General features: G+C 62.2%; 21 protein-coding genes. 9 read left to right on the top strand and 12 right to left on the bottom strand.

Going from position 1 to position 22,079, the window contains the following annotated elements; translation table 11 throughout:
* Window positions 1-3: 3 nt before the first annotated feature.
* From phoU to ACXAED_RS18300, 9 genes are all read right to left on the bottom strand, one after another.
* Window positions 4-714, bottom strand: coding sequence for a phosphate signaling complex protein PhoU (phoU, locus tag ACXAED_RS18260; protein WP_475052103.1), 711 nt, complete (start codon window positions 712-714; stop codon window positions 4-6).
* 17 nt (window positions 715-731) lie between these two features.
* Entirely contained in the window at window positions 732-1,529 is a 798-nt protein-coding gene (pstB, locus tag ACXAED_RS18265; RefSeq protein ID WP_475052105.1) for a phosphate ABC transporter ATP-binding protein PstB, read from the bottom strand.
* A 14-nt stretch (window positions 1,530-1,543) separates the two neighbouring features.
* Complete coding sequence (gene pstA, locus ACXAED_RS18270; protein WP_475052107.1) at window positions 1,544-2,902, bottom strand: phosphate ABC transporter permease PstA; 1,359 nt, start codon at window positions 2,900-2,902, stop codon at window positions 1,544-1,546.
* A complete protein-coding gene (pstC, locus tag ACXAED_RS18275) occupies window positions 2,902-4,374 on the bottom strand; it encodes a phosphate ABC transporter permease subunit PstC (protein WP_475052110.1) in 1,473 nt (490 codons plus the stop codon). Before pstC ends, pstA begins: the two co-directional genes overlap by 1 nt.
* A gap of 109 nt (window positions 4,375-4,483) precedes the next feature.
* Window positions 4,484-5,524: a substrate-binding domain-containing protein gene (locus ACXAED_RS18280; protein ID WP_475052112.1), complete on the bottom strand. Its 1,041-nt coding sequence runs from the start codon at window positions 5,522-5,524 to the stop codon at window positions 4,484-4,486.
* A gap of 207 nt (window positions 5,525-5,731) precedes the next feature.
* Window positions 5,732-6,772, bottom strand: a complete 1,041-nt coding sequence (locus tag ACXAED_RS18285) for a sensor histidine kinase (RefSeq protein WP_475052115.1) — start codon at window positions 6,770-6,772, stop codon at window positions 5,732-5,734.
* A gap of 101 nt (window positions 6,773-6,873) precedes the next feature.
* Window positions 6,874-7,395, bottom strand: a complete 522-nt coding sequence (locus tag ACXAED_RS18290; RefSeq protein ID WP_475052117.1) for a gamma carbonic anhydrase family protein — start codon at window positions 7,393-7,395, stop codon at window positions 6,874-6,876.
* On the bottom strand, window positions 7,392-8,033 hold the full coding sequence (gmk, locus tag ACXAED_RS18295) for a guanylate kinase (protein ID WP_475052119.1): 642 nt from the start codon (window positions 8,031-8,033) through the stop codon (window positions 7,392-7,394). Before gmk ends, ACXAED_RS18290 begins: the two co-directional genes overlap by 4 nt.
* Window positions 8,034-8,049: 16 nt before the next feature.
* Window positions 8,050-8,946 (bottom strand): YicC/YloC family endoribonuclease, encoded by an 897-nt coding sequence (locus tag ACXAED_RS18300; RefSeq protein WP_475052122.1) that lies wholly within the window; start codon window positions 8,944-8,946, stop codon window positions 8,050-8,052.
* A 238-nt stretch (window positions 8,947-9,184) separates the two neighbouring features.
* Here ACXAED_RS18300 and ACXAED_RS18305 point away from each other — a divergent pair, with 238 nt between their 5' ends.
* Window positions 9,185-10,033, top strand: coding sequence for a PAS domain-containing protein (locus tag ACXAED_RS18305; RefSeq protein ID WP_475052125.1), 849 nt, complete (start codon window positions 9,185-9,187; stop codon window positions 10,031-10,033).
* Window positions 10,034-10,173: 140 nt separating this feature from the next.
* Here ACXAED_RS18305 and ACXAED_RS18310 read toward each other — a convergent pair whose 3' ends face one another.
* Window positions 10,174-11,544, bottom strand: a complete 1,371-nt coding sequence (locus ACXAED_RS18310) for a class II 3-deoxy-7-phosphoheptulonate synthase (RefSeq protein WP_475052127.1) — start codon at window positions 11,542-11,544, stop codon at window positions 10,174-10,176.
* Between the two features lie 181 nt (window positions 11,545-11,725).
* Between ACXAED_RS18310 and ACXAED_RS18315 the strand changes: the two genes are divergently transcribed.
* On the top strand, window positions 11,726-12,730 hold the full coding sequence (locus tag ACXAED_RS18315) for a GlxA family transcriptional regulator (RefSeq protein ID WP_475052129.1): 1,005 nt from the start codon (window positions 11,726-11,728) through the stop codon (window positions 12,728-12,730).
* Between the two features lie 21 nt (window positions 12,731-12,751).
* On the opposite strand, the gene ACXAED_RS18320 is transcribed toward ACXAED_RS18315, so the two are convergent.
* Entirely contained in the window at window positions 12,752-13,855 is a 1,104-nt protein-coding gene (locus ACXAED_RS18320) for a PQQ-dependent sugar dehydrogenase (RefSeq protein ID WP_475052130.1), read from the bottom strand.
* 189 nt (window positions 13,856-14,044) lie between these two features.
* On the opposite strand from ACXAED_RS18320, the gene ACXAED_RS18325 reads away from it, so the two are divergent.
* From ACXAED_RS18325 to ACXAED_RS18355, 7 genes are all read left to right on the top strand, one after another.
* Window positions 14,045-15,238, top strand: coding sequence for an ABC transporter substrate-binding protein (locus tag ACXAED_RS18325; protein WP_475052132.1), 1,194 nt, complete (start codon window positions 14,045-14,047; stop codon window positions 15,236-15,238).
* A 99-nt stretch (window positions 15,239-15,337) separates the two neighbouring features.
* The gene (locus ACXAED_RS18330) at window positions 15,338-16,126 is read left to right on the top strand and encodes an ABC transporter ATP-binding protein (RefSeq protein WP_058286880.1); all 789 of its coding nucleotides are present in this window, start codon (window positions 15,338-15,340) and stop codon (window positions 16,124-16,126) included.
* Window positions 16,123-16,953, top strand: coding sequence for an ABC transporter ATP-binding protein (locus tag ACXAED_RS18335; protein ID WP_421055459.1), 831 nt, complete (start codon window positions 16,123-16,125; stop codon window positions 16,951-16,953). The genes ACXAED_RS18330 and ACXAED_RS18335 overlap by 4 nt, the downstream gene beginning before the upstream one ends.
* Before the next feature lie 5 nt (window positions 16,954-16,958).
* Complete coding sequence (locus tag ACXAED_RS18340; protein WP_475052137.1) at window positions 16,959-17,378, top strand: hypothetical protein; 420 nt, start codon at window positions 16,959-16,961, stop codon at window positions 17,376-17,378.
* Window positions 17,378-18,388 (top strand): branched-chain amino acid ABC transporter permease, encoded by a 1,011-nt coding sequence (locus ACXAED_RS18345; protein WP_475052139.1) that lies wholly within the window; start codon window positions 17,378-17,380, stop codon window positions 18,386-18,388. Before ACXAED_RS18340 ends, ACXAED_RS18345 begins: the two co-directional genes overlap by 1 nt.
* Entirely contained in the window at window positions 18,385-19,707 is a 1,323-nt protein-coding gene (locus ACXAED_RS18350; protein WP_475052140.1) for a branched-chain amino acid ABC transporter permease, read from the top strand. The genes ACXAED_RS18345 and ACXAED_RS18350 overlap by 4 nt, the downstream gene beginning before the upstream one ends.
* Window positions 19,708-19,911: 204 nt before the next feature.
* Window positions 19,912-20,160: a hypothetical protein gene (locus tag ACXAED_RS18355; RefSeq protein ID WP_475052142.1), complete on the top strand. Its 249-nt coding sequence runs from the start codon at window positions 19,912-19,914 to the stop codon at window positions 20,158-20,160.
* A 30-nt stretch (window positions 20,161-20,190) separates the two neighbouring features.
* Here ACXAED_RS18355 and ACXAED_RS18360 read toward each other — a convergent pair whose 3' ends face one another.
* A complete protein-coding gene (locus ACXAED_RS18360) occupies window positions 20,191-21,735 on the bottom strand; it encodes a helicase HerA-like domain-containing protein (RefSeq protein WP_475052145.1) in 1,545 nt (514 codons plus the stop codon).
* Between the last annotated feature and the right edge of the window lie 344 nt (window positions 21,736-22,079).

The raw sequence follows: 22,079 nt of genomic DNA on the forward strand, positions 1-22,079 counted from the left end.
CGGTCAGATCTCCTGAGATGTTGTCGAGGTGGTATCGGCTTTCTTACGGTCTTCCTCCGGTTTTACACCGGTCACCAGATAGATCACCTGCTCAGCGATGGAAGTCACGTGATCACCCATGCGCTCTGTGTTTTTTGCAATGAAATGCAAGTGCATACAGGCCGAAATGTTGCGCGGGTCTTCCATCATATGGGTCAGAAATTCGCGGAACAGCGCGTTATACATCTGATCCACATCGCGGTCGCGCTCGATGACATCGGCTGCCAGCTCGGGGTCACGCTGGATGTAGGAATCCAATGCGTCCTTAAGCATCCGCTCCACCTCGCGCGCCATCCGGCGCAACGCCGCTGCGCCTTCGGTGATGTCAGGACCCTGGGCCAGCACTGCGGTGCGCTTGGCCATGTTTTTTGCATAATCGCCAATGCGTTCCAGGTTGCCGGCGATCTTCATCACCGACAGGACCAGGCGCAGGTCGGAGGCCGTGGGCGAGCGCAGCGCGATCAGCCGGGCGGTTTCCTCGTTTATCAGCTCTTCCAGCCCGTCAATCGCCTTGTCGCCCTGGCGCACGGTCAGCGCCAGTTCTTCGTCGCGGGTTTCCAGCGCGCGGGCTGCCTCGCGGATGGCGTCCTCAACCAGGCCGCCCATTTTCATGATCCGCGCCTGGATTGCCTCCAGGTCGCGGTCGAATGCCGATGCAATATGCTGTTCTACCATGTTGAAATTCCTATAGATCAGCCGATCCGGCCGGTGATGTAGCTTTCGGTGCGCGGATCTTCCGGGTTGGTGAAAATCTGGCCGGTGGGGCCGAATTCCACCAGGTTCCCAAGGTGGAAGAAGGCGGTTTTCTGGCTGACCCGGGCGGCCTGCTGCATCGAGTGCGTGACGATCACCACGGAATACTGGCTGCGCAGTTCGTCAATCAGTTCCTCGACCTGCGCAGTGGCGATCGGGTCAAGCGCTGAACAGGGTTCGTCCATCAGCAGCACTTCGGGCTCTGTCGCGACGGCGCGGGCGATGCACAGGCGCTGCTGCTGGCCGCCGGAAAGGCCGGTGCCGGGGGCGTCCAGCCGGTCCTTCACCTCGTCCCAGATCGCGCCGCGGCGCAGGGACTTCTCAACGATTTCATCCAGTTCCGCCTTGTTCTTGGCCAGGCCGTGGATGCGCGGACCGTAGGCCACGTTGTCATAGATCGACTTGGGGAACGGGTTTGGCTTCTGAAAAACCATGCCGACCTTGGCGCGCAGCTGCACAGGGTCGACGCGCTTGTCATAGATGTCCTCACCATCCAGCAGGATGTCGCCCTTGACGCGGCAGATATCAATAGTGTCGTTCATCCGGTTGAGGCAGCGCAGGAAGGTCGACTTGCCGCAGCCCGACGGGCCGATGAAGGCAGTGACGGTCTTGTCCTCGATCTCGACGTTCACGTCTTTGATCGCGTGGGAGTCGCCGTAGTAGACGTTCACATCCTTGGCGGCGATTTTGATTTGTTGTGTGTCCACGGTGTTATCCATCAAGGTCATGTCGTTCATTGCACTATGCCCCCTTACCAGCGGCGTTCAAAGCGGCGTCGCAGGATCACGGCAAGCGTGTTCATGGTCACCAGGAAGATGAGAAGGATGATGATGCCGCCCCAGGCGCGTTCATAGAACGCCGGGTCGGCGCGTTTGGCCCACTCATAGATCTGCGCGGGCATCGCGGAGTTCGGGGCCAGCAGGCCGTCGGCCAGGGTTTCCGGCGCGTTGGAGGCGATGAAGCCGACCATGCCGATGAGCAGCAGTGGCGCGGTTTCACCAAGCGCCTGCGCCAGGCCGATGATGGTGCCGGTCAGGATGCCGGGCGCGGCCAGCGGCAGCACGTGGTGGAACACCGCCTGCATCTTGGAGGCGCCGACACCGAGGGCGGCGTCGCGGATCGACGGCGGCACCGATTTCAGCGAGGCACGGGTGGAGATGATGATGGTCGGCAGGGTCATCAGCGTGAGCACCAGTCCGCCCACCAGCGGCGCCGAGGTCGGCAGGTGCATGTAGTTGATAAACACCGCAAGACCCAGGATGCCGAACACAATCGACGGCACCGCGGCGAGGTTGGAGATGTTCACCTCGATCATGTCAGTGAGCCAGTTCTGCGGCGCAAATTCCTCAAGATAGATCGAGGCGGCGACGCCAATCGGAAGCGCGAGCGCCAGCACCACAAACATCATGAACAGCGAGCCTAGCATGGAGACGCCGATGCCGGCGGCTTCGGGGCGGGCGTCGGAGGCGTCGGCGCCGGTGATGAAGTCGAGGTTGAAGGTCTTTTCAAGCACTCCGGCTGCAGCCAAAGCATCAACCAGATCAAGCTGTTCGGCCGAGATGTTCTTGTCGTTGACGATGCTGTCGCGACTGACGCGGCCCTTCATGTAGCCGTCGACCCGGCCTGAGGCGAGGAAGCGGAACTCCACCGTCTGGCCGATCTGGTCCGGGTTGGCGATAACAAAATCACGCAGCTGCGCGGCGACGTCCTTGGACAGCACGCCCGCCAGTTCCTTGGCCTTCAGGCTGGTCTCAATGCCCAGCTCTTCGACCGCGGACTCCATCGCGCCCTTGATGATCGGGGCATAGCCGAAGGTGGTGACCTTCTTGATGTCCTCGATGTTGCGCTCACCCTTCTTGTCGAGCTTGCTTTCCAGCAGTTCCACCTGAAGCGTCACAAAGGTTTGCTGGAAGGCGCCGGTGCCCTTGCTGACAATGGTGGTCACCAGGATCAGCAGCATGATCAGGCCCGCGGTAATGGCGGCGATGCCATAGCCGCGGAACCGTGCTTCGGCTGCGTTACGTTTTCTGGTGCGCGGGGTCTGCTCCAGCAGCGAGCCGCCATGTTTGCGGGGCGCGGCGCCTGCGGGGGATTGGCTGAGGTCAGTCATTATTCGTACTGCTCCCGGTATTTGCGCACGATGTAGAGCGCCAGGACGTTCAGGCCGAGGGTCAGGACAAACAGGGTCAGGCCCAGGGCAAAGGCAACGAGGGTTTCGGGGCTGGCAAAGTCGGTGTCCCCGGTCAGCTGGCTGACGATGCGGGTGGTGATTGTGGTCATCGATTCCAGCGGGTTGGCCGAGAACTTGGCAATCGCCCCTGCCCCCATCACCACGATCATCGTTTCGCCAATGGCGCGGGACGCGGCCAGTAGCACCGCGCCGACAATGCCCGGCAATGCCGCCGGCATCACCACCTGGCGCACGGTCTCAGATTTGGTGGCGCCCAGGCCCAGCGAGCCATCGCGCATCGCCTGCGGCACCGCGTTGATGATGTCATCGGACAGCGAGGAAACGAAGGGGATCAGCATGATGCCCATCACCAGTCCCGCGGTCAAAACCGAGGTGGCACCGGCCATCCATTCGACGCCCAGCAGCCCGCCCTTGGCGAACAGATTGGCCAGCGCCGGCCCCACGGTCAGCAGCGCGAACAGGCCGTAAACGATGGTCGGGATGCCCGCCAGGATCTCCAGCAGCGGCTTGGCAAAGGCGCGCACGGTGCCGCTGGCGTATTCCGACAGGTAGATGGCGGCAAAGAGGCCCACCGGCACCGCCACCAGCAGCGCGATGAAGGAGATATATAGCGTGCCCCACAACAGCGGCAGGATCGACAGGTCGCTGTCGCCGCGGAAGTTGGGCGCCCAGGTGGAACCAAAGAAGAAGTCGGTCCAGCTGTGCAGGCCAAAGAAGTTCTTGGTCTCGAACAGCATCGACAGGACGATGCCGACCGTTGTCAGGATTGCCAGCGAGGCAGCCAGGATCAGCAGCGCAAGGACACCGCGCTCCACCACGTTGCGGGCGCGGAAATCCTTGTGAGTACGGCTGTGGGCCCAAGCAAAGCCGCCAAGCGCCAGCAGCGCGACGACCACGGTCATTGCGGTTTTGCCGGTATGCGACAGGTTGCGGTAGGCCTGAGCCGCATTCAGAACCTCGGGCCGCACATCGGCACCTAGGGCAACTCCGACTTCGCCCATCAGGGCGCGCAGGTCCTGCCCGCTGCTGGAGGCATCGCGGGCCTGACGGCGGGTCAGCAGTTCCTGCTCCACCGCGAGATCCAGCCCTTCGGCAACCCGGCGCACGTCGCTCATCACCAAGCCGAGGGTGGAGCTTTCCGGAACCGCCTCAGGCGGGATCATGCCCGAGACACGGTTCTCAATGACCAGCGGCTGGGCCAGCAGCCAGATGGCCAGCACAGCGATGGCAGGCACAAAGGATGCCAGTGCAACATGGTAGCCGTAATAGGACGGCAGCGAATGCAGTTCTCTTGCATCGCCCCCGGCGGATTGGAGCGCGCGGCTGCGCCCCCAGTAAAAACCCGCTGCGGACAGCGCAAGCAGGAGAACAACGAGCCAGAAAGTGGGCATGGAGGGCTCCGTTAGGCGGTGACGGAAAGGGAAACAGCGTCGGGGACCGGGAAAAACAGCGCCGGGGCAGAAAAGTCCACCCCGGCAAATCTTACGTCAGGACAAAGCCTTAGGAGTTGCCGCCCATGACGGCTTCGTTGGCGACGGTTTCCTGGGTCTCGGCCAGTTCCGGGTCTGCCACCAGGCCGTATTCGGCCAGCGGGCCGTCTTCGCCTGCGACTTCGTCAGCGACGAAGAACTCAGCATATTCCTTGAGGCCGGGGATCACGCCGATGTGGGCTTTCTTCACGTAGAAGAACAGCGGGCGGGAGACCGGGTATTCGCCGGTTGCGATGCTCTCGGTCGAGGGCACAACACCGGACATGGTGGCAACCTGCAGCTTGTCGGTGTTGTTCTCATAGAACGCCAGGCCAAAGACGCCGATGCCGTCCTTGTTGCTTTCGATGCGGGCCAGGGTCTCGGTGTAGTCGCCGTCGATGTCGACCGACTTGCCGTCGGTGCGCAGGGCGATACAGGCTTTCTCGGCTGCTTTTTTGTCGCCGCCATTGGCTTCCTTGAAGGCTTCAAAGGCGCCGGTTTCCTCGCAGCCTGCCAGGATCACCTTATCTTCGAACACTTCGCGGGTGCCGTGCTTGGTGCCCGGAACAAAGGCCTGGATGTCGACGGCCGGGAAATCGGCGTTCACGTCGGCCCAGGTCTGGTTCGGGTTGTCGGCCAGCTGGCCGTCAACCAGGATCTTGTCGGACAGCGCCAGGAACCAGTCGGACGGGGTGAACTCAAAAGCGTTGGCGTTGATGTCGGAGGCAAACACGATGCCGTCATAGCCGATGCGGACTTCGATGATGTCGGTCACGCCGTTTTCGGCACAGGCGGCGACTTCCTTGTCCTTGATCTTGCGCGAGGCGTTGGCGACGTCGATGGTGTTTTCGCCCACGCCTTCGCAGAACCGCTTGAGGCCCGCGGAGGAGCCGCCGGATTCCACAACCGGGGTCGGGAAGTCGAAGTTCTCGCCAAAGGCCTCAGCCACGATAGAGGCATAGGGCAGAACGGTCGACGAACCGGCAACCTGCACCTGGTCGCGCGCGGCTGCTGCAGTGGCAGAAACGGCGGAAATTGCCAGGGCGGAAGCGGTCAGTTTCACAAAGGACATTTTTGTCTCCATGAGTTTTCAATGTTCGATCACCCCTCGATGATCTTGGCGCATCACCTAGAGGCCGCTGATGAGGCTTTTGTGACACCAGTGTAACAGCTTCATGACAACCGCCGTTTGGACGGAAAAAAATGTGTCATAAATCGGCAAAGCGCCGCCGGGAATTGCCGGCGGCGGTTTGTGTGCAGCGTTATATGCGGCGCCTGGTCATTCCGGCAGGATCACCGTGAAAACAGAGCCCTGCCCCAATTCGCTTTCCACCCGCAGGCGTCCGCGGTGGCGGTTGATGATATGTTTTACAATTGCCAGCCCCAGCCCGGTGCCGCCCATCTCGCGGGAGCGGTGGCTGTCGGCGCGGTAAAACCGTTCGGTCAGGCGCGGCAGGTGGACGGGGTCGATTCCCGGCCCGTTGTCGATCACCTGCACGCGGGCGGCCGGGGCACGCACGGATGGGTCGCGATCAGTATGGCTCAGCACCACCCGGACCTCGTCACCGCCGTATTTCACCGCGTTTTCCACCAGATTGGTGAAGACCTGCTGCAGCTGGTCCGGATCGCCGGTGACTGACACGGCCTCCTCGGGCGCCTCAAGTTTCATCTGGACGCCGCGGGCCTCCGCCACCGGCTGCAGCGTCCTGAGAGTGGAGGCCAGATGGCCGGTCAGATCGACCTTCTGCTTGGGCCGCACCCGTTCTTCGCTTTCCACCCGGTTCAAGGACAGGAGGTCGCCTACCAGGCGGTTCATCCGGCTCGCCTCGCCCTCCATGATCGTCAGGAAACGGTCGCGGGCCCGCGCATCCTCGCGGGCCGGGCCGCGCAGGGTTTCGATAAAACCGATCAGCGCGGTCAGCGGCGTGCGCAGCTCGTGGCTGACGTTACCGACGAAATCGCGCCGCATCTGGCCGGCTTGCTCGCGTTCAGTCACATCGTCGAAACAGGCCAGCACCGCGCCGCCGCCGACGGCGCCGATGCCGGGCACGTAGCGCAGCGTGACAGCAAAGGTGGTGTCCTGCGCCCCGTCATTGGCGAGATGGCGGGCCACGCGCGGGTTGCGGTCGCGCAGGCAGCCCTCGATGGCGGTGGCGACGCTGGGCTGGCGCAGGATGGTGGCGAAATGGCGCCCCTTCACCCCTTGCCCCAGAAGCGTGGCCGCTTCGGTATTCACCGCGATGAACCGCTCGGTCTGGTCCACCAGCACAGCGGGCAGCGGGATGGCCGCCAGAAATCCGTCAATCAGCTCCGTCGTCATCAGATCCCCGTCGTTGAGTGTCCGGCCTGCCTAGCGCTGCTTTGTAAACGCCGTGTGGCACCCGCGTTCAGCCAGCGCAAAAACCGGGGCTCGGATGCTGGTTACAGCGGTTTCAGTTCAGCCCGGAAGCGGCGCATGTTGTCCTGATAATGCAATGCGCTTTGGGTGAGCTTCTCTGCCAGCGCGGCATCCACCTCCCGCACGACCTTGCCGGGGCTGCCCATGACCAGCGAGTTATCGGGGATTTCCTTGTTCTCGGTGATCAGGGCACCGGCACCGATCAGGCAGTTCTTGCCGATCTTTGCACCGTTCAGGATGGTGGCGCCCATGCCGACCAGGGTGTTTTCGCCGATAATACAGCCGTGAAGCATCGCCTTGTGGCCGATGGTGCAGTTCTTGCCGATGGTCAGCGGGTAGCCCGCATCAATGTGCATCACCACGTTTTCCTGCACATTGGTGCCTTCGCAAATGCGGATCTCCTCGTGGTCGGCGCGGATGGTGACGCCGAACCAGACCGACGACCCTGCCTCCATCACCACCTTGCCGATCAGATTGGCATCGGGGGCGACCCAGGTGTCCTCGTCGATTTGCGGCTGGTGGTCTCCAAGGGCGTAAAGGGTCATGACTGTTCCTCGAATTGGGTTTGCAGGGCGCGCACATGCTCTTGCAGCTTGGGCTGCTGGATCCGGCGCATCCGTTCAGCTTCGACGATGGTTTTCAGCTTGGCCTCGGTCTGGTCCAGGTCGTCATTGACCAGCACGTAATCGTAATAGCCCCAGTGGCTGATCTCATCCCAGCTTTTCTGCATCCGTTTGGCGATCACCTCGTCGCTGTCCTGAGCCCGGGTTTCCAGGCGGCGGCGCAGCTCCGGAATGGAGGGCGGCAGGATGAAGATCGACAGCGCGTGCTTGCCCAGGTCGGAGTTGCGGATCTGGATTTCGCCCTGCCAGTCGACGTCGAACAGCACGTCCTGGCCGGCCTCGATGGTGTCCTTCACCGGACCGGCGGGTGAGCCGTAGAAGTTGCCGAACACGTGGGCGTGCTCCAACATGCCGCCCTCAGCCACTTTCTGGCGGAACTCGTCCTCGGACATGAAGAAGTACTCGCGGCCATGCTCCTCGCCCGGGCGCGGGGCGCGGGTGGTCGCGGAGACCGAGAATTTGAGCCCCGGGTCCCAGGCCATCAGGCGGCGGGCCAGTGTGGATTTGCCTGCGCCCGAAGGCGATGAGAGGATGATCAAAAGGCCGCGGCGGTCCGCCATCTGGGAACTCCTTTTCTTATTCTATGTTCTGCACCTGCTCGCGCATTTGGTCGATCACGGTTTTCAGCTCAAGCCCCACCGCCGTCAAGGCGCTGTGCTGCGCTTTTGAACAAAGCGTGTTGGCCTCGCGGTTAAATTCCTGCATCAGGAAGTCGAGCCTGCGGCCCACGGCGCCGCCCTTGACCAGCAGGTCGCGTGCGGCTTCGACATGGGCGCCGAGGCGGTCCAGTTCCTCGGTCACGTCTGCCTTGACGGCAATCAGCGCCAGTTCCTGCGCGACGCGGTCCGGATCGGCACCGTCGGCGTTGTCCAGCACCCGGGCCAGGTTGGCCTTGAAGGTTTCCGCCATTTTGACTTTGCGCTCGTCGGCCCGTGCCCCTGCTTGGGCGGTCAGTGAGGCAACCTGCTCCAGCTGGCCGTTAAGGATTACGGCAAGCGCGGCGCCTTCGGCTTCGCGCATCTGCACGAATTCCGCCACAAGTGTTTCCAGTTCCTTGCTCAGCACCTTAACCAGCGGCGCCGGGTCGTCGTCCACTGCGGCCTGTTCGAGCACGCCCTTGAAGCCCAGCACCTCGGCGGCGGAGGCCGGGCGGATGCCGACCCGGTTCTGCTGCGCGATGGACTGCGCCTCGCCCAGGGCCTTGATGACCGACTGCAAGACTGCCGTGTTGATCTGAACCTGCGCGGCGCTGTCTTCGGTCCGTGACAGCCGCAGCGTCAGCGAGACATTGCCCCGTGCCAGCGCCTTGGACAGAACCGAGCGGATGTGGCTTTCAAGGCCGTCCAGCCAGTCCGGAACCCGCAGCCGGATGTCCAGCCCCTTGGCATTGACCGAGCGGAGTTCCCAACTCCAGCTGTGCTGCCCGGTGCTGCCCTGCGCCGAGGCAAAGGCGGTCATGCTGCGGATGGTCATGGCAAAGGCCCTCTCGTCGCTGGTGATTGGTCAGCTCTACTGTCTCGAAAGTATAGGGTGCAAGCGCAATCGCAAAAACGCCGCTACCCCTGCACGTTAACCATTGCTTAAAGAAGTAGTCCAAATTTGAATTAGATTGTGTCATCTTAACTTCAGGGTAACCATACCGGCCCTAAGTGTTAACGCAGCCGCTGGCTGAGAGAAACGCAAGGCACGCCGGGGCTTAAGGGGATATGAGATGATTTTTGGCAGCCGCAGCGGTACCGAAAAGACCAGCAGTCAGGACAAGGTTGTTTCCATGAACCGGTTCCGCAAAGGCGGACCGCTGTCGCCGCTGCGCCAGGCGGAGGCCTATTGGACGGCCCTGCGGCGCGGCGATGATGTGCCGAGCCGGTCGCAGATCGATCCGCGCGGGCTTGAGAATATCCTGAGCAACACATTCATTCTGGAGCGGATCGCACCGGGCATCGCCCGCTTCCGCCTGGCCGGGTCGATGGTGAATGACATGGCCGGCATGGAAGTGCGCGGTATGCCGGTCACCGCCTTCTTCACTACCGAGGCGCGCAAGCAGCTGAGTTCGGCGATGGAGCATATGTTCGAGACTCCGGCAATTGTGGAGCTGGAGCTGCAGATCGAAGCGCCGCGCCTGCGCACCCCGCGCGAGGCCCGCATGCTGCTGCTGCCTCTGCGCAGCGATCTGGGCGACATCAGCCGGGTGCTGGGCGTGCTGGTGGCGGATGAGGGCGAGACGGTCACCTCGCAGCGGTTCTCGATCTCCTCGATCGAGATGCGCGCGGTCTCCAAAACCCCGGGCACTGCCGGGTTCAAGGCCAAGCCGCGTCCCGATACCACGCCTCCCGCCACGCCAGCAGCCAAGGAAGAGCGCCGCGACGTGAACCAGCCAAACCCGGGCTTTGCCGAGACCCAGGCGCGGTTCAAGCCGGAGCGCTCCATTTTGGATGAGGCCAAGGCGCTGCTGGAGCGCAGCCGCGCGGCCAGACCCGCAGCACCGGCAGAGACACCCGCGGCGGCACCGGCCAAGCCCAAGGGCGCGCCGCACCTGCGCCTGGTGGTCAGCCGCGACTAACAGGCCGCGCCGCACAGATCTTATCATTCAAGTACAAGGTCATAGCACTTGAATTGACTGCGCCCCGAGGGAGAACCCCCGGGGCGCCTTTTCTTTTGCAAGAACCGTGGAAAGGCCGCGCAGCCGCGGCCCCACTGGTGTCAGCCTGCCTGACGGGCTTTTTGCGCGGCGCGCAGGGCGGACAGTTCCTCGGCCACCAGGAAGGCAAGTTCCAGCGACTGGCTGGCGTTCAGGCGCGGATCGCAGGCGGTGTGGTAACGGTCGCTCAGGTCCTCTTCGGTCACCGCACGGACGCCGCCGGTGCATTCGGTCACGTCCTGGCCGGTCATCTCGAAGTGCACGCCGCCGGGGATCGTGCCCTCCGCCTTGTGGACGCCGAAGAAGTCGCGCACCTCGCGCAGCACGCTGTCGAAGGGGCGGGTCTTGTAGCCGGTGGAGGATTTGATGGTGTTGCCATGCATCGGGTCGCAGACCCAGGTAACATTGGCCCCCTCTTCCTTCACGGCCTTGACCAGCCGCGGTAGATGCTCGCCTGCCTTACCCGCACCGAAGCGCGCGATCAGGGTCAGTTTGCCCTCTTCGTTCTCCGGGTTCAGGCGCGCCATCAGCACCTTCAGGTCCTCGGCGGTGGTGGACGGGCCACACTTGAGGCCGATCGGGTTCAGTACACCACGGCAGAATTCCACATGGGCACCGCCGGGCTGGCGGGTGCGATCGCCGATCCAGATCATGTGGCCGGAGCCGGCCAGCCATTTACCGGAGGTCGAGTCCAGACGGGTCAGCGCTTCCTCATATTCCAGCAGCAGGCCTTCGTGGCTGGTATAGAATTCGACGGTCGAGAACTCATGGGTGGTGTCGGCGGTGATGCCCGCGGCGCCCATAAAGTCGATGGTGTCCTGAATGCGGGTGGCAATCTCGCTGTATTTCTGGACTTCCTGCTCGTCGGTGAAGCCCAGGGTCCAGGAGTGCACCCGGCTCATGTCGGCAAAGCCGCCGGTGGAGAAGGCACGCAGCAGGTTCAGTGTGGCCGCGGCCTGGGTGTAGGCCTGCAACATCTTGCTGGGATCGGGAATGCGGGCGCCCGGCGTGAAGGCAAGCTCGTTGATGATGTCGCCGCGGTAGCTGGGCAACTCGACGCCATCAATGGTTTCGGTCGGCGCGCTGCGCGGCTTGGCAAACTGGCCAGCCATGCGGCCCACTTTCACCACCGGAACCTTGGCGCCATAGGTCAGTACCATCGCCATTTGCAGCATCACCTTGAAGGTGTCGCGGATCGCATCGGCGCTGAACTGGTCAAAGCTTTCGGCGCAATCGCCGCCCTGCAGCAAAAACGCCTCGCCGCGGCCCGCAGCGCCCAGATGCTGCTTGAGGCGGCGCGCTTCACCGGCAAAGACCAGCGGAGGATACTTGGAAAGCTGAGCCTCGACAGCGTTCAGCGCTGCCGCATCGGTGTAGTCCGGCATCTGAACCCGCGGCTTGCTGCGCCAGTCCGATTTTTGCCATTCGCTCATGACTTTTTCTCCGCATCAGAGGACTTTAGAATTTGTAGGGTGCTCTATACAAAATCCGCTCCTTGGAGGCCAGTTTAGAATTGCGCCTACTTGACCCGGCGTCCATCCTGTGAACACGGTTTTCCGACCTGCCGCGGAGCGTGCTCCCGCGGCCCGACTTGTTTCTTGAAGGACCCCCGCCATGCAGACGTCACGCAAGCCTGCTGATTCTGGAACAGAAGCCGGCCAGCCGAAGAGGTTCGTGTTTGTGCTGCTCGACAAATTTACGATGCTGTCCTTTGCATCGGCTGTCGAGTGCCTGCGGATCGCCAACCGAATGTATGGCGAGGATATGTATTCCTGGACCCTGGTGGGCGAAGGCGGCGAGAATGTAACCTGTTCCGCCGGAACCACTTTTCATCTGGACGACGATCTGATCGAGCTGCGCCGCGACGACGTGGTGATGCTGTGCTCCGGTATCGACGTGCAGGAGGCCACCACCAAGAAGCTGCTGGCCTGGCTGCGCCGCGAGGCGCGCAAGGGTCTGACCGTGGGCGGGCTGTGCACCGCGTCTTACACCATGGCCAAGGCCGGATTGCTAGACGGCAAACGGGCCACCATCCATTGGGAAAACGCCGACAGCTTTGCCGAGGAATTCGACGAGGTCGATCTGACCAAATCGGTGTTCGTGATCGACGGCAACCGGGTTTCCACCGCAGGCGGCACATCGTCGATCGACCTGATGCTGAAACTGATCGCCAATGACCACGGCGAGGAACTGGCCAATGCGGTGGCCGATCAGCTGATCTATTCCTCGATCCGCACCGACCAGGACACCCAGCGGCTGTCGATCCCGACCCGCATCGGCGTGCGCCACCCCAAGCTGTCGATGGTGATCCAGATGATGGAAGCCAATATCGAAGAACCGATCAGCCCGTCGGTGCTGGCGCAGGATGTCGGCATGTCGACCCGTCAGCTGGAGCGGCTGTTCCGCCGCTACCTGAACCGCTCGCCCAAGCGCTATTACATGGAGCTGCGGCTGCAGAAGGCGCGCAACCTCCTGATGCAGACCGACATGAGCGTGATTAACGTGGCGCTGGCCTGCGGCTTTGCCTCGCCGTCGCATTTCTCCAAATGCTACCGGGCGCATTACGACACCACGCCGTACCGCGAGCGCGGCAGCAAGGCGGCGCACTACAAGGCCTGACCGGCGCTTGGCTGTTCCGTTTCAGCGGGACAGCCTGAATACGGCTCCTTCAGTTTCCGAGGCGAACCATATGCTGCCATCGGGCGCTTCCTGCACATCGCGGATACGGCCCGTCTCATCGCTGCGCAGCTGTTCGACCTCTTTAAGCGGTGCTCCGGAAAGGCGGGAGATGTAGCCGAATTTCAGTGAGCCCACGAAAATATCGCCGCGCCACTCCGGCCACATCCGGCCGGAATAGATCATCATGCCGGAAGGCGCGATGGACGGGTCCCAGTACCACTGCGGCTGTTCCATCCCGGGCTTTGCGGTGCCCTCGCCGATCCGCGCGCCGGAGTAATGGCGGCCGTAGGAGATCACCGGCCAGCCGTAATTGGCACCCTTACGGACCCGGTTGACCTCGTCACCGCCCTTGGCGCCATGTTCCGCGACCCAGAGATTGCCTTGCAGATCCAGCGCCATCCCCTGCGGGTTGCGGTGCCCGTAGGACCAGATCTCCGGCTGCGCGCCTTCCGTCCTTGTGAACGGATTGCTGGCGGGCACCGTACCGTCGCGGTTGATCCGCACCACCGACCCCTGGTGCAGCCGCAGGTTCTGGGCGCTGGGCCGGTCACCGCGCTCCCCCAGCGAAACAAACAGCGTGCCGTCCCCCGCTTCCACCACGCGGGCGCCGAAATGCCGCCCGCCACGGGAACCAGGCGCGGCCTCGAACAAAATCCTGACGCCTGTCAGCCGGCTATTGTCCCGGCTGAGCTTGCCAACGGCCAAGGCGGTGCCTGCCCCGCGCCCCTGGCGCTTGGCGTAGGTCAGGAAGACCTCGCGGCTGCTGGCAAAGTCCCGCGGCACCATCACGTCCAACAGCCCGCCCTGCCCCTCGGCTACAACCGCAGGCGTGCCGCTGATGGGCTGCTTTTGCCCGGTTCGAATATAAAAAAGCTGACCGTCCCGCTCAGTCACCAGCAGGCCGCCGTCCGGCAGAAACGCAAAGGCCCAGGGCACATCAAACCCCGCAGCCATCCGGGTCAGGCGGAGTGTGCCCTGGCTGCTGGAGAGAGTTCCTGCCCATGCGGCCGTGAAAACCGTCATCAGCGCCAGGGCAAGCGTCACGGGGCGGAGCAGCTGCAACATTGAGGTCTTTTCCTTCTGATGATTCCACGGTAGATCCACGCCGGCGCTGCATCCGGGGATCAAGAGGAGGAGCAGCGCAAAACAGGCGGCCCGAGGAAAATTGTTCCGGTTCAATAAGACTTTTCTTTTTCAACCGGCTTGCCTAGGGTCCGATGTGAACATTTTTGTTCCAACAATGGGAGTTCTCAAATGAAAAAACTGCTGATGGCCACCGCGGCTGTTGCGCTGACCGCTGGCACCGCATTTGCCGGCGGCCACGCGAAGGAAGTGAAACTGGGCGTGCTGTTCGGCTTCACCGGCCCGATTGAATCGCTGGCCCCGGCCATGGGCGACGGCGCTGAGCTGGCCATGGAAGAGGTCACCAAGTCGGGCAAGCTGCTGGACAGCGCTACCGTGACCCCGGTCCGCGCGGACACCGGCTGTATCGACAACGGCCTGGCAGTGGCAAACGGCGAAAAGCTGGTGGCTGAGGGCGTGAACGGCATCATCGGCGGCGACTGTTCCGGCGTGACCGGTGCCATCCTGCAGAACGTGGCGATTCCGAACGGCATGGTGATGATTTCTCCGTCGGCAACCTCGCCGGGCCTGTCGACCATGGAAGACAACGGCCTGTTCTTCCGCACCTCGCCGTCGGATGCACGCGAAGGCCAGGTGATGGCCGAGATCCTGAAAGAGCGCGGCGTCAACTCGATCGCGCTGACCTACACCAACAACGACTATGGCAAGGGCCTGGCGGACGCGATCAAGACCTCCTTTGAGGAAGTCGGCGGCGAAGTCACCATCGTGACCGCGCATGAAGACGGCAAAGGCGACTATTCCGCAGAAGTCGGCGCGCTGGCATCCGCCGGCGGTGATGTGCTGGTTGTGGCCGGCTACCTGGACCAGGGCGGCCTGGGCATCATTCAGGGCGCGCTGGACTCCGGTGCGTTTGAAACCTTTGGCCTGCCCGGCGGCATGATCGGCGACAGCCTGCCCGCAAATGTTGGCGCGGACCTCGATGGTTCCTTCGGCCAGATCGCGGGTTCCGACAGCAAGGGTGCGGAAATCTTTGCCGAAATGGCGAAAGAGCGCGGCTTTGACGGCACCTCGGCCTATGCGTCCGAATCCTATGACGCCGCGGCGCTGTTCCTGCTGGCGATGCAAGCAGCCAACTCCACCAACCCGGCGGATTATGTCGGCAAGATCCTGGACGTGGCCAACGCCCCGGGTGAGCCGATCAACCCGGGTGAGCTGGGCAAGGCGCTGGAAATCCTCGCTGCCGGCGGTGACATCGACTATCAGGGCGCAACCGGCGTTGAGCTGATCGGCCCGGGTGAGAGCGCAGGCTCCTACCGCGAGATCGAAGTGAAGGACGGCAAGAACGAAACCCTTCGCTTCCGCTGATAACCTTCGGAAAAGCAACCGATAAAGAGCAGCCCGGGCCCCGCCCGGGCTGTTCCAAATTAAAAACGCCGCAAAAACTGCGGCAGGGGATGAAATGACATGATCGTCGTCGAGGACTTGCATAAGCACTTCGGCGGGTTCCACGCGGTGGACGGCGCCTCGCTGGAAATCGCCAAGGGGTCCATAACCGGTTTGATCGGCCCGAACGGTGCCGGAAAAACCACTCTTTTCAACGTAATCGCAGGTGTTCTGGAACCGACCTCAGGCCGGGTCACCATGGACGGTGAGGACATCACCGGCCTGCCGCCGCATGAACTGTTCCACAAAGGCCTGCTGCGCACCTTCCAGATCGCGCATGAGTTCTCCTCGATGACCTGCCGGGAAAACCTGATGATGGTGCCCGGCGCGCAGTCGGGGGAGAGCCTGTGGAACACCTGGTTCGGCCGCAAGCGGATTGCTGACGAGGAACGCGCGCTGCGGGCCAAGGCCGACGAGGTGCTGGAGTTCTTGACCATCAGCCATATCGCGGACCTGAAAGCGGGCCAGGTCTCCGGCGGCCAGAAGAAGCTGCTGGAACTGGGCCGCACCATGATGGTGGACGCCAAGATCGTCTTCCTCGACGAGGTCGGCGCCGGTGTGAACCGCACCCTGCTCTATACCATCGCCGATGCGATCAAGCGCCTGAACGAGGAGCGCGGATATACCTTCGTGGTGATCGAGCACGACATGGAATTCATCGGCCGCCTGTGCGACCCCGTGATCTGCATGGCCGAAGGCAAGAAACTGGCCGAGGGCACCCTGGACGAGATCAAGGCAAACGAGCATGTGATCGAGGCCTATCTGGGTACTGGTCTGAAAAACAAGGATAAGCTGGAGGCGGACGCATGAGCGATAACCCCTACCAGGACGATCATGGCAACAAGGATGCCTCGATCACCAACCTGAAAGGTGCGGGCACGATGCAGCCCGCCCATATGAAAAGCGGCCCCACGCACAAGGTCGAGGGCGGCCCGTTCCTGATCGGCGACACCATGACCGGCGGTTATGGCAAGGGTCCGGACATCCTGCATGACTGCACCATCGCCGTCGACAAGGGCGAAATCGCGGTGATCGTCGGCCCCAACGGCGCCGGCAAGTCGACCGCGATGAAGGCGGTGTTCGGGATGCTGAACGTTCGCTCCGGCTCCGTGCGGCTGGACGGCGAGGACATCACCCAGCTGACCCCGCAGGACCGGGTAATCAAGGGCATGGGGTTCGTGCCCCAGACCAGCAACATCTTCACCTCGATGACGGTGGAGGAAAACCTGGAGATGGGCGCGTTTATTCGCACCGATGATTTCCGGGATACTATGGAGCAAGTCTATGACCTGTTCCCGATCCTGCGCGACAAGCGCAACCAGCCGGCCGGTGAGCTGTCTGGCGGCCAGCGCCAACAGGTTGCAGTAGGCCGCGCGCTTATGACGAAACCGAAGGTTCTTATGCTGGACGAACCGACGGCGGGCGTGTCCCCCATCGTAATGGATGAGCTGTTCGACCGCATCATCGAGGTCGCCCGCACCGGGCTGCCGATCCTGATGGTGGAGCAGAACGCCAAGCAAGCACTTGAGATCGCGGACAAAGGCTATGTTCTGGTGCAGGGGCGCAATGCCTATACCGGCACCGGCAAGGAGCTGCTGGCCGATCCCGAAGTGCGTAAGTCGTTCTTGGGGGGGTGAGGTTAATGACTGGAAATTTCTGCCAAGCCGTCGGCTCCACTTCGCTGGCAACTGCCGCAATTTGCGCTTCGGCTCAAACCGGCTGGGCGTTTTTCGATCCGACGTATGCGTGTGAAGTCAAAGCGCCACAGGTAATTGCGACTGAAGGCGGTGAAATTCTTGAACTCCAGGCTAGAGACAGTGTCACTGTTCAATACTTTCACTTCTGTGATGACGATTACTGTCCTGCTCACGTCCGGGCTCCGAAAGGCACTGGCTTTTCTGCTTGGAGCAGCGCTTTTACTTCCGACACCTCTCGGCTGCCAACAGACAAGGTAGAAGGCCGCCGGGGTGGGAACGTAACTTGGCATCACGCAAATAACGGAGACCGTAGCGATATGGTCAAAATCCAAATGGATTGCCAGTCGGAAGCGGGGCTTTACTGATGGATCTTCTCAACGCCCTCGTGGCGCTTACCAACTTTGTTATTGTCCCCGGGCTGGCTTATGGCAGCCAGCTGGCGCTTGGCGCGCTGGGGGTGACGCTGATCTACGGGATCCTGCGGTTCTCGAACTTTGCCCATGGCGACACCATGGCGTTCGGCGCGATGGTCACAATCCTGATCACCTGGGCTTTCCAGTCCATGGGGATCAGCGCAGGCCCGCTGCCGACGGCGCTGCTGGCGCTGCCCTTTGGCATTCTGGGCACCATCGGCCTGGCGCTGCTGACCGATAAGACCGTCTACCGGTTCTACCGCCAGCAAAAGGCAAAGCCTGTGATCTTCGTGATGGTCTCGCTTGGTGTGATGTTCATGATGAACGGCATCGTGCGTTTCATCATCGGCCCTGGCGATCAGCGCTTTACCGATGGCGAACGTTTCATCATCAAGGCGCGCACCTTCAAACAGATGACCGGCCTGGATGAAGGCCTGGCAATCAAGACCACCCAGGGCATCACCGTGATCACCGCAATCATCGTGGTGGCGGTGCTGTTCTGGTTCCTGAACAAGACCCGCACGGGCAAATCCATGCGGGCCTACTCGGACAACGAGGATCTGGCGCTGTTGTCGGGCATCAACCCGGAGCGCGTGGTGATGTACACCTGGATGATCGTGGCGGCGCTGGCGACCATTGCCGGGGTTCTCTATGGCCTCGACAAGTCGTTCAAACCCTTCACCTATTTCCAGCTGCTGCTGCCGATTTTTGCCTCTGCCATCGTTGGCGGCCTCGGCAACCCGATCGGGGCGATTGCCGGCGGGTTCATCATCGCGTTTTCCGAGGTGACGATCACCTATGCCTGGAAGAAGGTTCTGACCTATGGCCTGCCGGAGAGCCTGGCGCCTGACGGGCTGGTTCAGCTCCTCAGCACCGACTACAAGTTCGCGGTTTCCTTCGCGATCCTGATTGTCGTCCTCCTGTTCAAACCCACCGGCCTTTTCAAAGGGAAAGCGGTATGACCGACACCATGAAACATACCCTTCTTTTCGTCTTTGTCGGCGTGATGATCCTGCTGGAAGGCATGACCGACTTCCTGTTCTTCTCCGGCTCCTGGAACTCGGCGCTGGTGATCCTGAACATGGGGCTGATCTCGGCCATCATGGCGATTGGCGTGAACATCCAGTGGGGCTTTGCCGGGCTGTTCAACGTCGGCATCATGGGCTTTACCGCGCTTGGCGGGCTGGCCGTCGTGCTGACTTCCACTCCGGTGGTCCCTGCGGCCTGGTCTTCGGGCGGCGTCAGCATCGTAATGGCCTTGGTCATGGGTGCGATGACAATCGTGGCCGCGGTGATGATCACCAAGAACATGCCAGCGGGTAAATTCAGAACGCTGGTCCTGCTGGCTGTTCTGGTCGCCGGCTTCTTTGTTTACCGCGCGATCTTCGACCCGGCAGTCAGCTCTGTCGAGGCGATCAACCCGGCGCTGCAGGGCAATATCGGCGGCCTGGGCCTGCCGGTTCTGCTGGCCTGGCCCGCGGGCGGGCTGCTGGCGGCAGGTGCGGCCTGGCTGATCGGCAAGACGGCCCTGGGCCTTCGCTCGGACTATCTGGCCATTGCCACTTTGGGCATCGCCGAGATCATCATCGCGGTCTTGAAGAACGAGGACTGGCTGTCACGCGGCGTGAAGAACGTGGTCGGCCTGCCCCGCCCGCTGCCCTATGAGGTCGATCTGCAGAACGATCCGTCCTTTGTGGAGCGCGCCGCAAGCTGGGGCATGGACCCGGTCACCGCCTCGACCGTCTACGTCAAGGCGGGTTATGCGGTGATGTTCGCAGTGGTTCTGCTGGCGCTATTGTGGATGGCGCAGATGGCGCTGAAAAGCCCCTGGGGCCGGATGATGCGCGCGATCCGCGATAATGAGACCGCGGCCGAAGCCATGGGCAAGGATGTCACCCGCCGCCACCTGCAGATCTTTGTGCTGGGTTCCGCAATCTGCGGCATTGCCGGCGCGATGATGACCACGCTGGACAGCCAGCTGACGCCGGGCACCTACAACCCGCTGCGGTTCACCTTCCTCATCTGGGTGATGGTGATCGTGGGCGGGTCAGGCAACAACTTCGGCGCGGTGCTGGGCGGCATGCTGATCTGGTTCTTCTGGATCAAGGTGGAGCCGATGGGCATCCTGCTGATGGAGTTGGTGACCGCAGGCATGGCCGAGGGCAGCGCACTGAAGGCGCATTTGATGGAAAGCGCCTCGCACATGCGGCTGTTCACGATGGGCCTGATCCTGCTTCTGGTGCTGAGGTTCAGCCCGCGCGGCCTGATCCCCGAAAAGTAAGAAAGCACGGGCCTTGTCTGGATGATCCCAGGCAGGGCCCTGCACTTTTTCAAGACGGTCGCAGTTTATTCGATTGACTGCTGTCCGACCGAAGCCCCGATGAAGCCCACGCCTCAGGTTTTCCTTAAAATTGGAAAAGACCTGCCTCATTTTCTTAACTATCAGGTGCTAAGCAGTTCACTAATAACAAAGAGGCACGGTTCCATGCGCAATACTTTGACTCTCTTTCTGATATCCGCGGCGGCGGCCGCATTGTCCGGCTGCGTTTCGCCAGAGCAGTTTGAAACCACTCCGGTGCAGCTCCAGACAAGCAAAGGCATCGTGACCTGTCAGCTTTATACCAAGGACCGGGTTCTTTGGGACCGCTCGATCGACCGCCCCGCGGCCATGTCGGTGAAGGAGGCTGACGCGATCTGCAAGCAGGAAGGGCAGCGGCAAAAGGACGGCGTCTGATCCGCCCTTTTGCAAAGTTTGGCTTAACCCCTAACGGCCCTTGAACAGGCTGCCGAGGATGCCGCGGACAATGCGGCGTCCTGTCGTGCCTTTCAGCTCCTTGATCACCGCTTCCGACATCGCAGAGGCAAAGCTGTCTTTCTGGCGGTATGTGCGGGACGAGGACCGGCTGACCCGTGTTCCGGAATAGCGGCGGCCAGCGTTGAACTCACGCGCCGCCGGTTTCGGCGACTCTTCTGCTGCGGTTTCGGCCGCTTCAGCTTCCTGGGCCGCGGCCTGCGCCCGTTGGGCAAGGATCTCATGAGCCGACCGCCGGTCCAGAGTCGTCTCATATTTTCCGGCCATATCGGACGCTTTGAGCATGGCCGCCCGCTCCTGCGCGGTGATTGGCCCCAGTTGGGAACTTGGCGGGCGGATCAAGGTCCGTTCCACCACGCCAGGCACGCCCTTCTTTTGCAGCATCGAAGTGACCGCCTCGCCGACACCGACCTCGCGGATCGCCTCTTCGGTCGAAAACCGCGGGTTCTCGCGGTAGGTTTCCGCGGCCAGCCGCAGGTTCTTGCGGTCCTTGGCGGTGAAGGCGCGCAGCGCGTGCTGGATGCGGTTGCCGAGCTGGCCCAGGATATCCTCGGGCACATCGGCAGGGTTTTGGGTGATGAAATACACCCCCACGCCCTTGGACCGGATCAGCCGGGCCACTTGCTCCACCTTGTCGATCAATGCCTTGGGGGCATCCTCAAACAGCAAATGCGCCTCGTCAAAGAAGAAGACCAGGCGCGGCTTGTCTGGATCGCCAACCTCAGGCAGTTCCTCGAACAGCTCGCTGAGGAGCCAGAGCAAGAATGTTGCGTAGAGGCCCGGTGCGGCCATCAGCTTATCCGCGGCCAGGATGTTGACCGTACCCCTGCCATTTGAATCGCAGCGCATAAGGTCGCTGAGCTCCAGCGCCGGCTCCCCGAACAGACCGGCACCGCCCTGGTTCTCCAGCACCAGAAAGCGGCGCTGGATCGCGCCGATCGACGCGGGTGAGACGTTACCGTAGCGCAGGGACAGCTGGCTGCGGTTTTCGCCGATCCAGACCAGCAGCGCCTGCAGGTCCTTGAGGTCCAGGAGCGGCAGCCCTTCTTCGTCGGCAAGCCGGAAAGCGATGTTCAGAATGCCCTCCTGCGCCTCGCTGAGTTCCAGCAGCCGCGACAGCAGCAATGGGCCCATCTCGGCAACCGTTGTGCGTACGGGATGGCCCTGCTCCCCGTAGAGATCCCAGAAGGTGACTGGAAAAGCGTGGTAGCTGTAGTCAGCAAACCCGATCTTTTCCGCCCGGGAAGTGAAGGCGCCATGCAGTTTGTGGCTGTCCGTGCCTGGTTTTGCAAGCCCTGACAGGTCTCCCTTCACGTCCGACAGGATCACCGGCACGCCGGCGTTGGAGAACCCTTCGGCCAGGATCTGAAGTGTCACCGTCTTGCCGGTGCCGGTTGCGCCGGCAACCAGCCCGTGGCGGTTGGCATAACTCAGCGCCAGCCCTTGCGGCGTGCCGTAACCCTCTCCGCCACCACCCAGAAAAACCCATTCTTCCATGCCTGCCCCCTGCTTGTGCCTTGCGCCTGTGGATAACAATACAAAGTTAACTTTTCAGTGCGATAGTCAATCTTGCCCGCCCCTGCACATGCGGTTGCCGCGGCGGACATTTCCTCCCTGTCAGACTGGGCCGTGCCTCGTGCACGGCCTTCTTTTTGGCGAAACTGCCTGCAAATCGGGCAGCTGGCACCGCAACCTCCCGCGATTTCCGGCAATTTTCGCCAAATCGCGGCTGTGCTGTATTTTTTTGAACTTGCATGTTGACCGATGGCCAGCCCTTTCGTAACGTCCTACGCAATAACTAAGTCGGCCAGTCCGACGGGGAGACGCAAACACGAAAAAGG

The sequence above is a fragment of the Leisingera sp. ABM4_103 genome, from assembly GCF_056158685.1.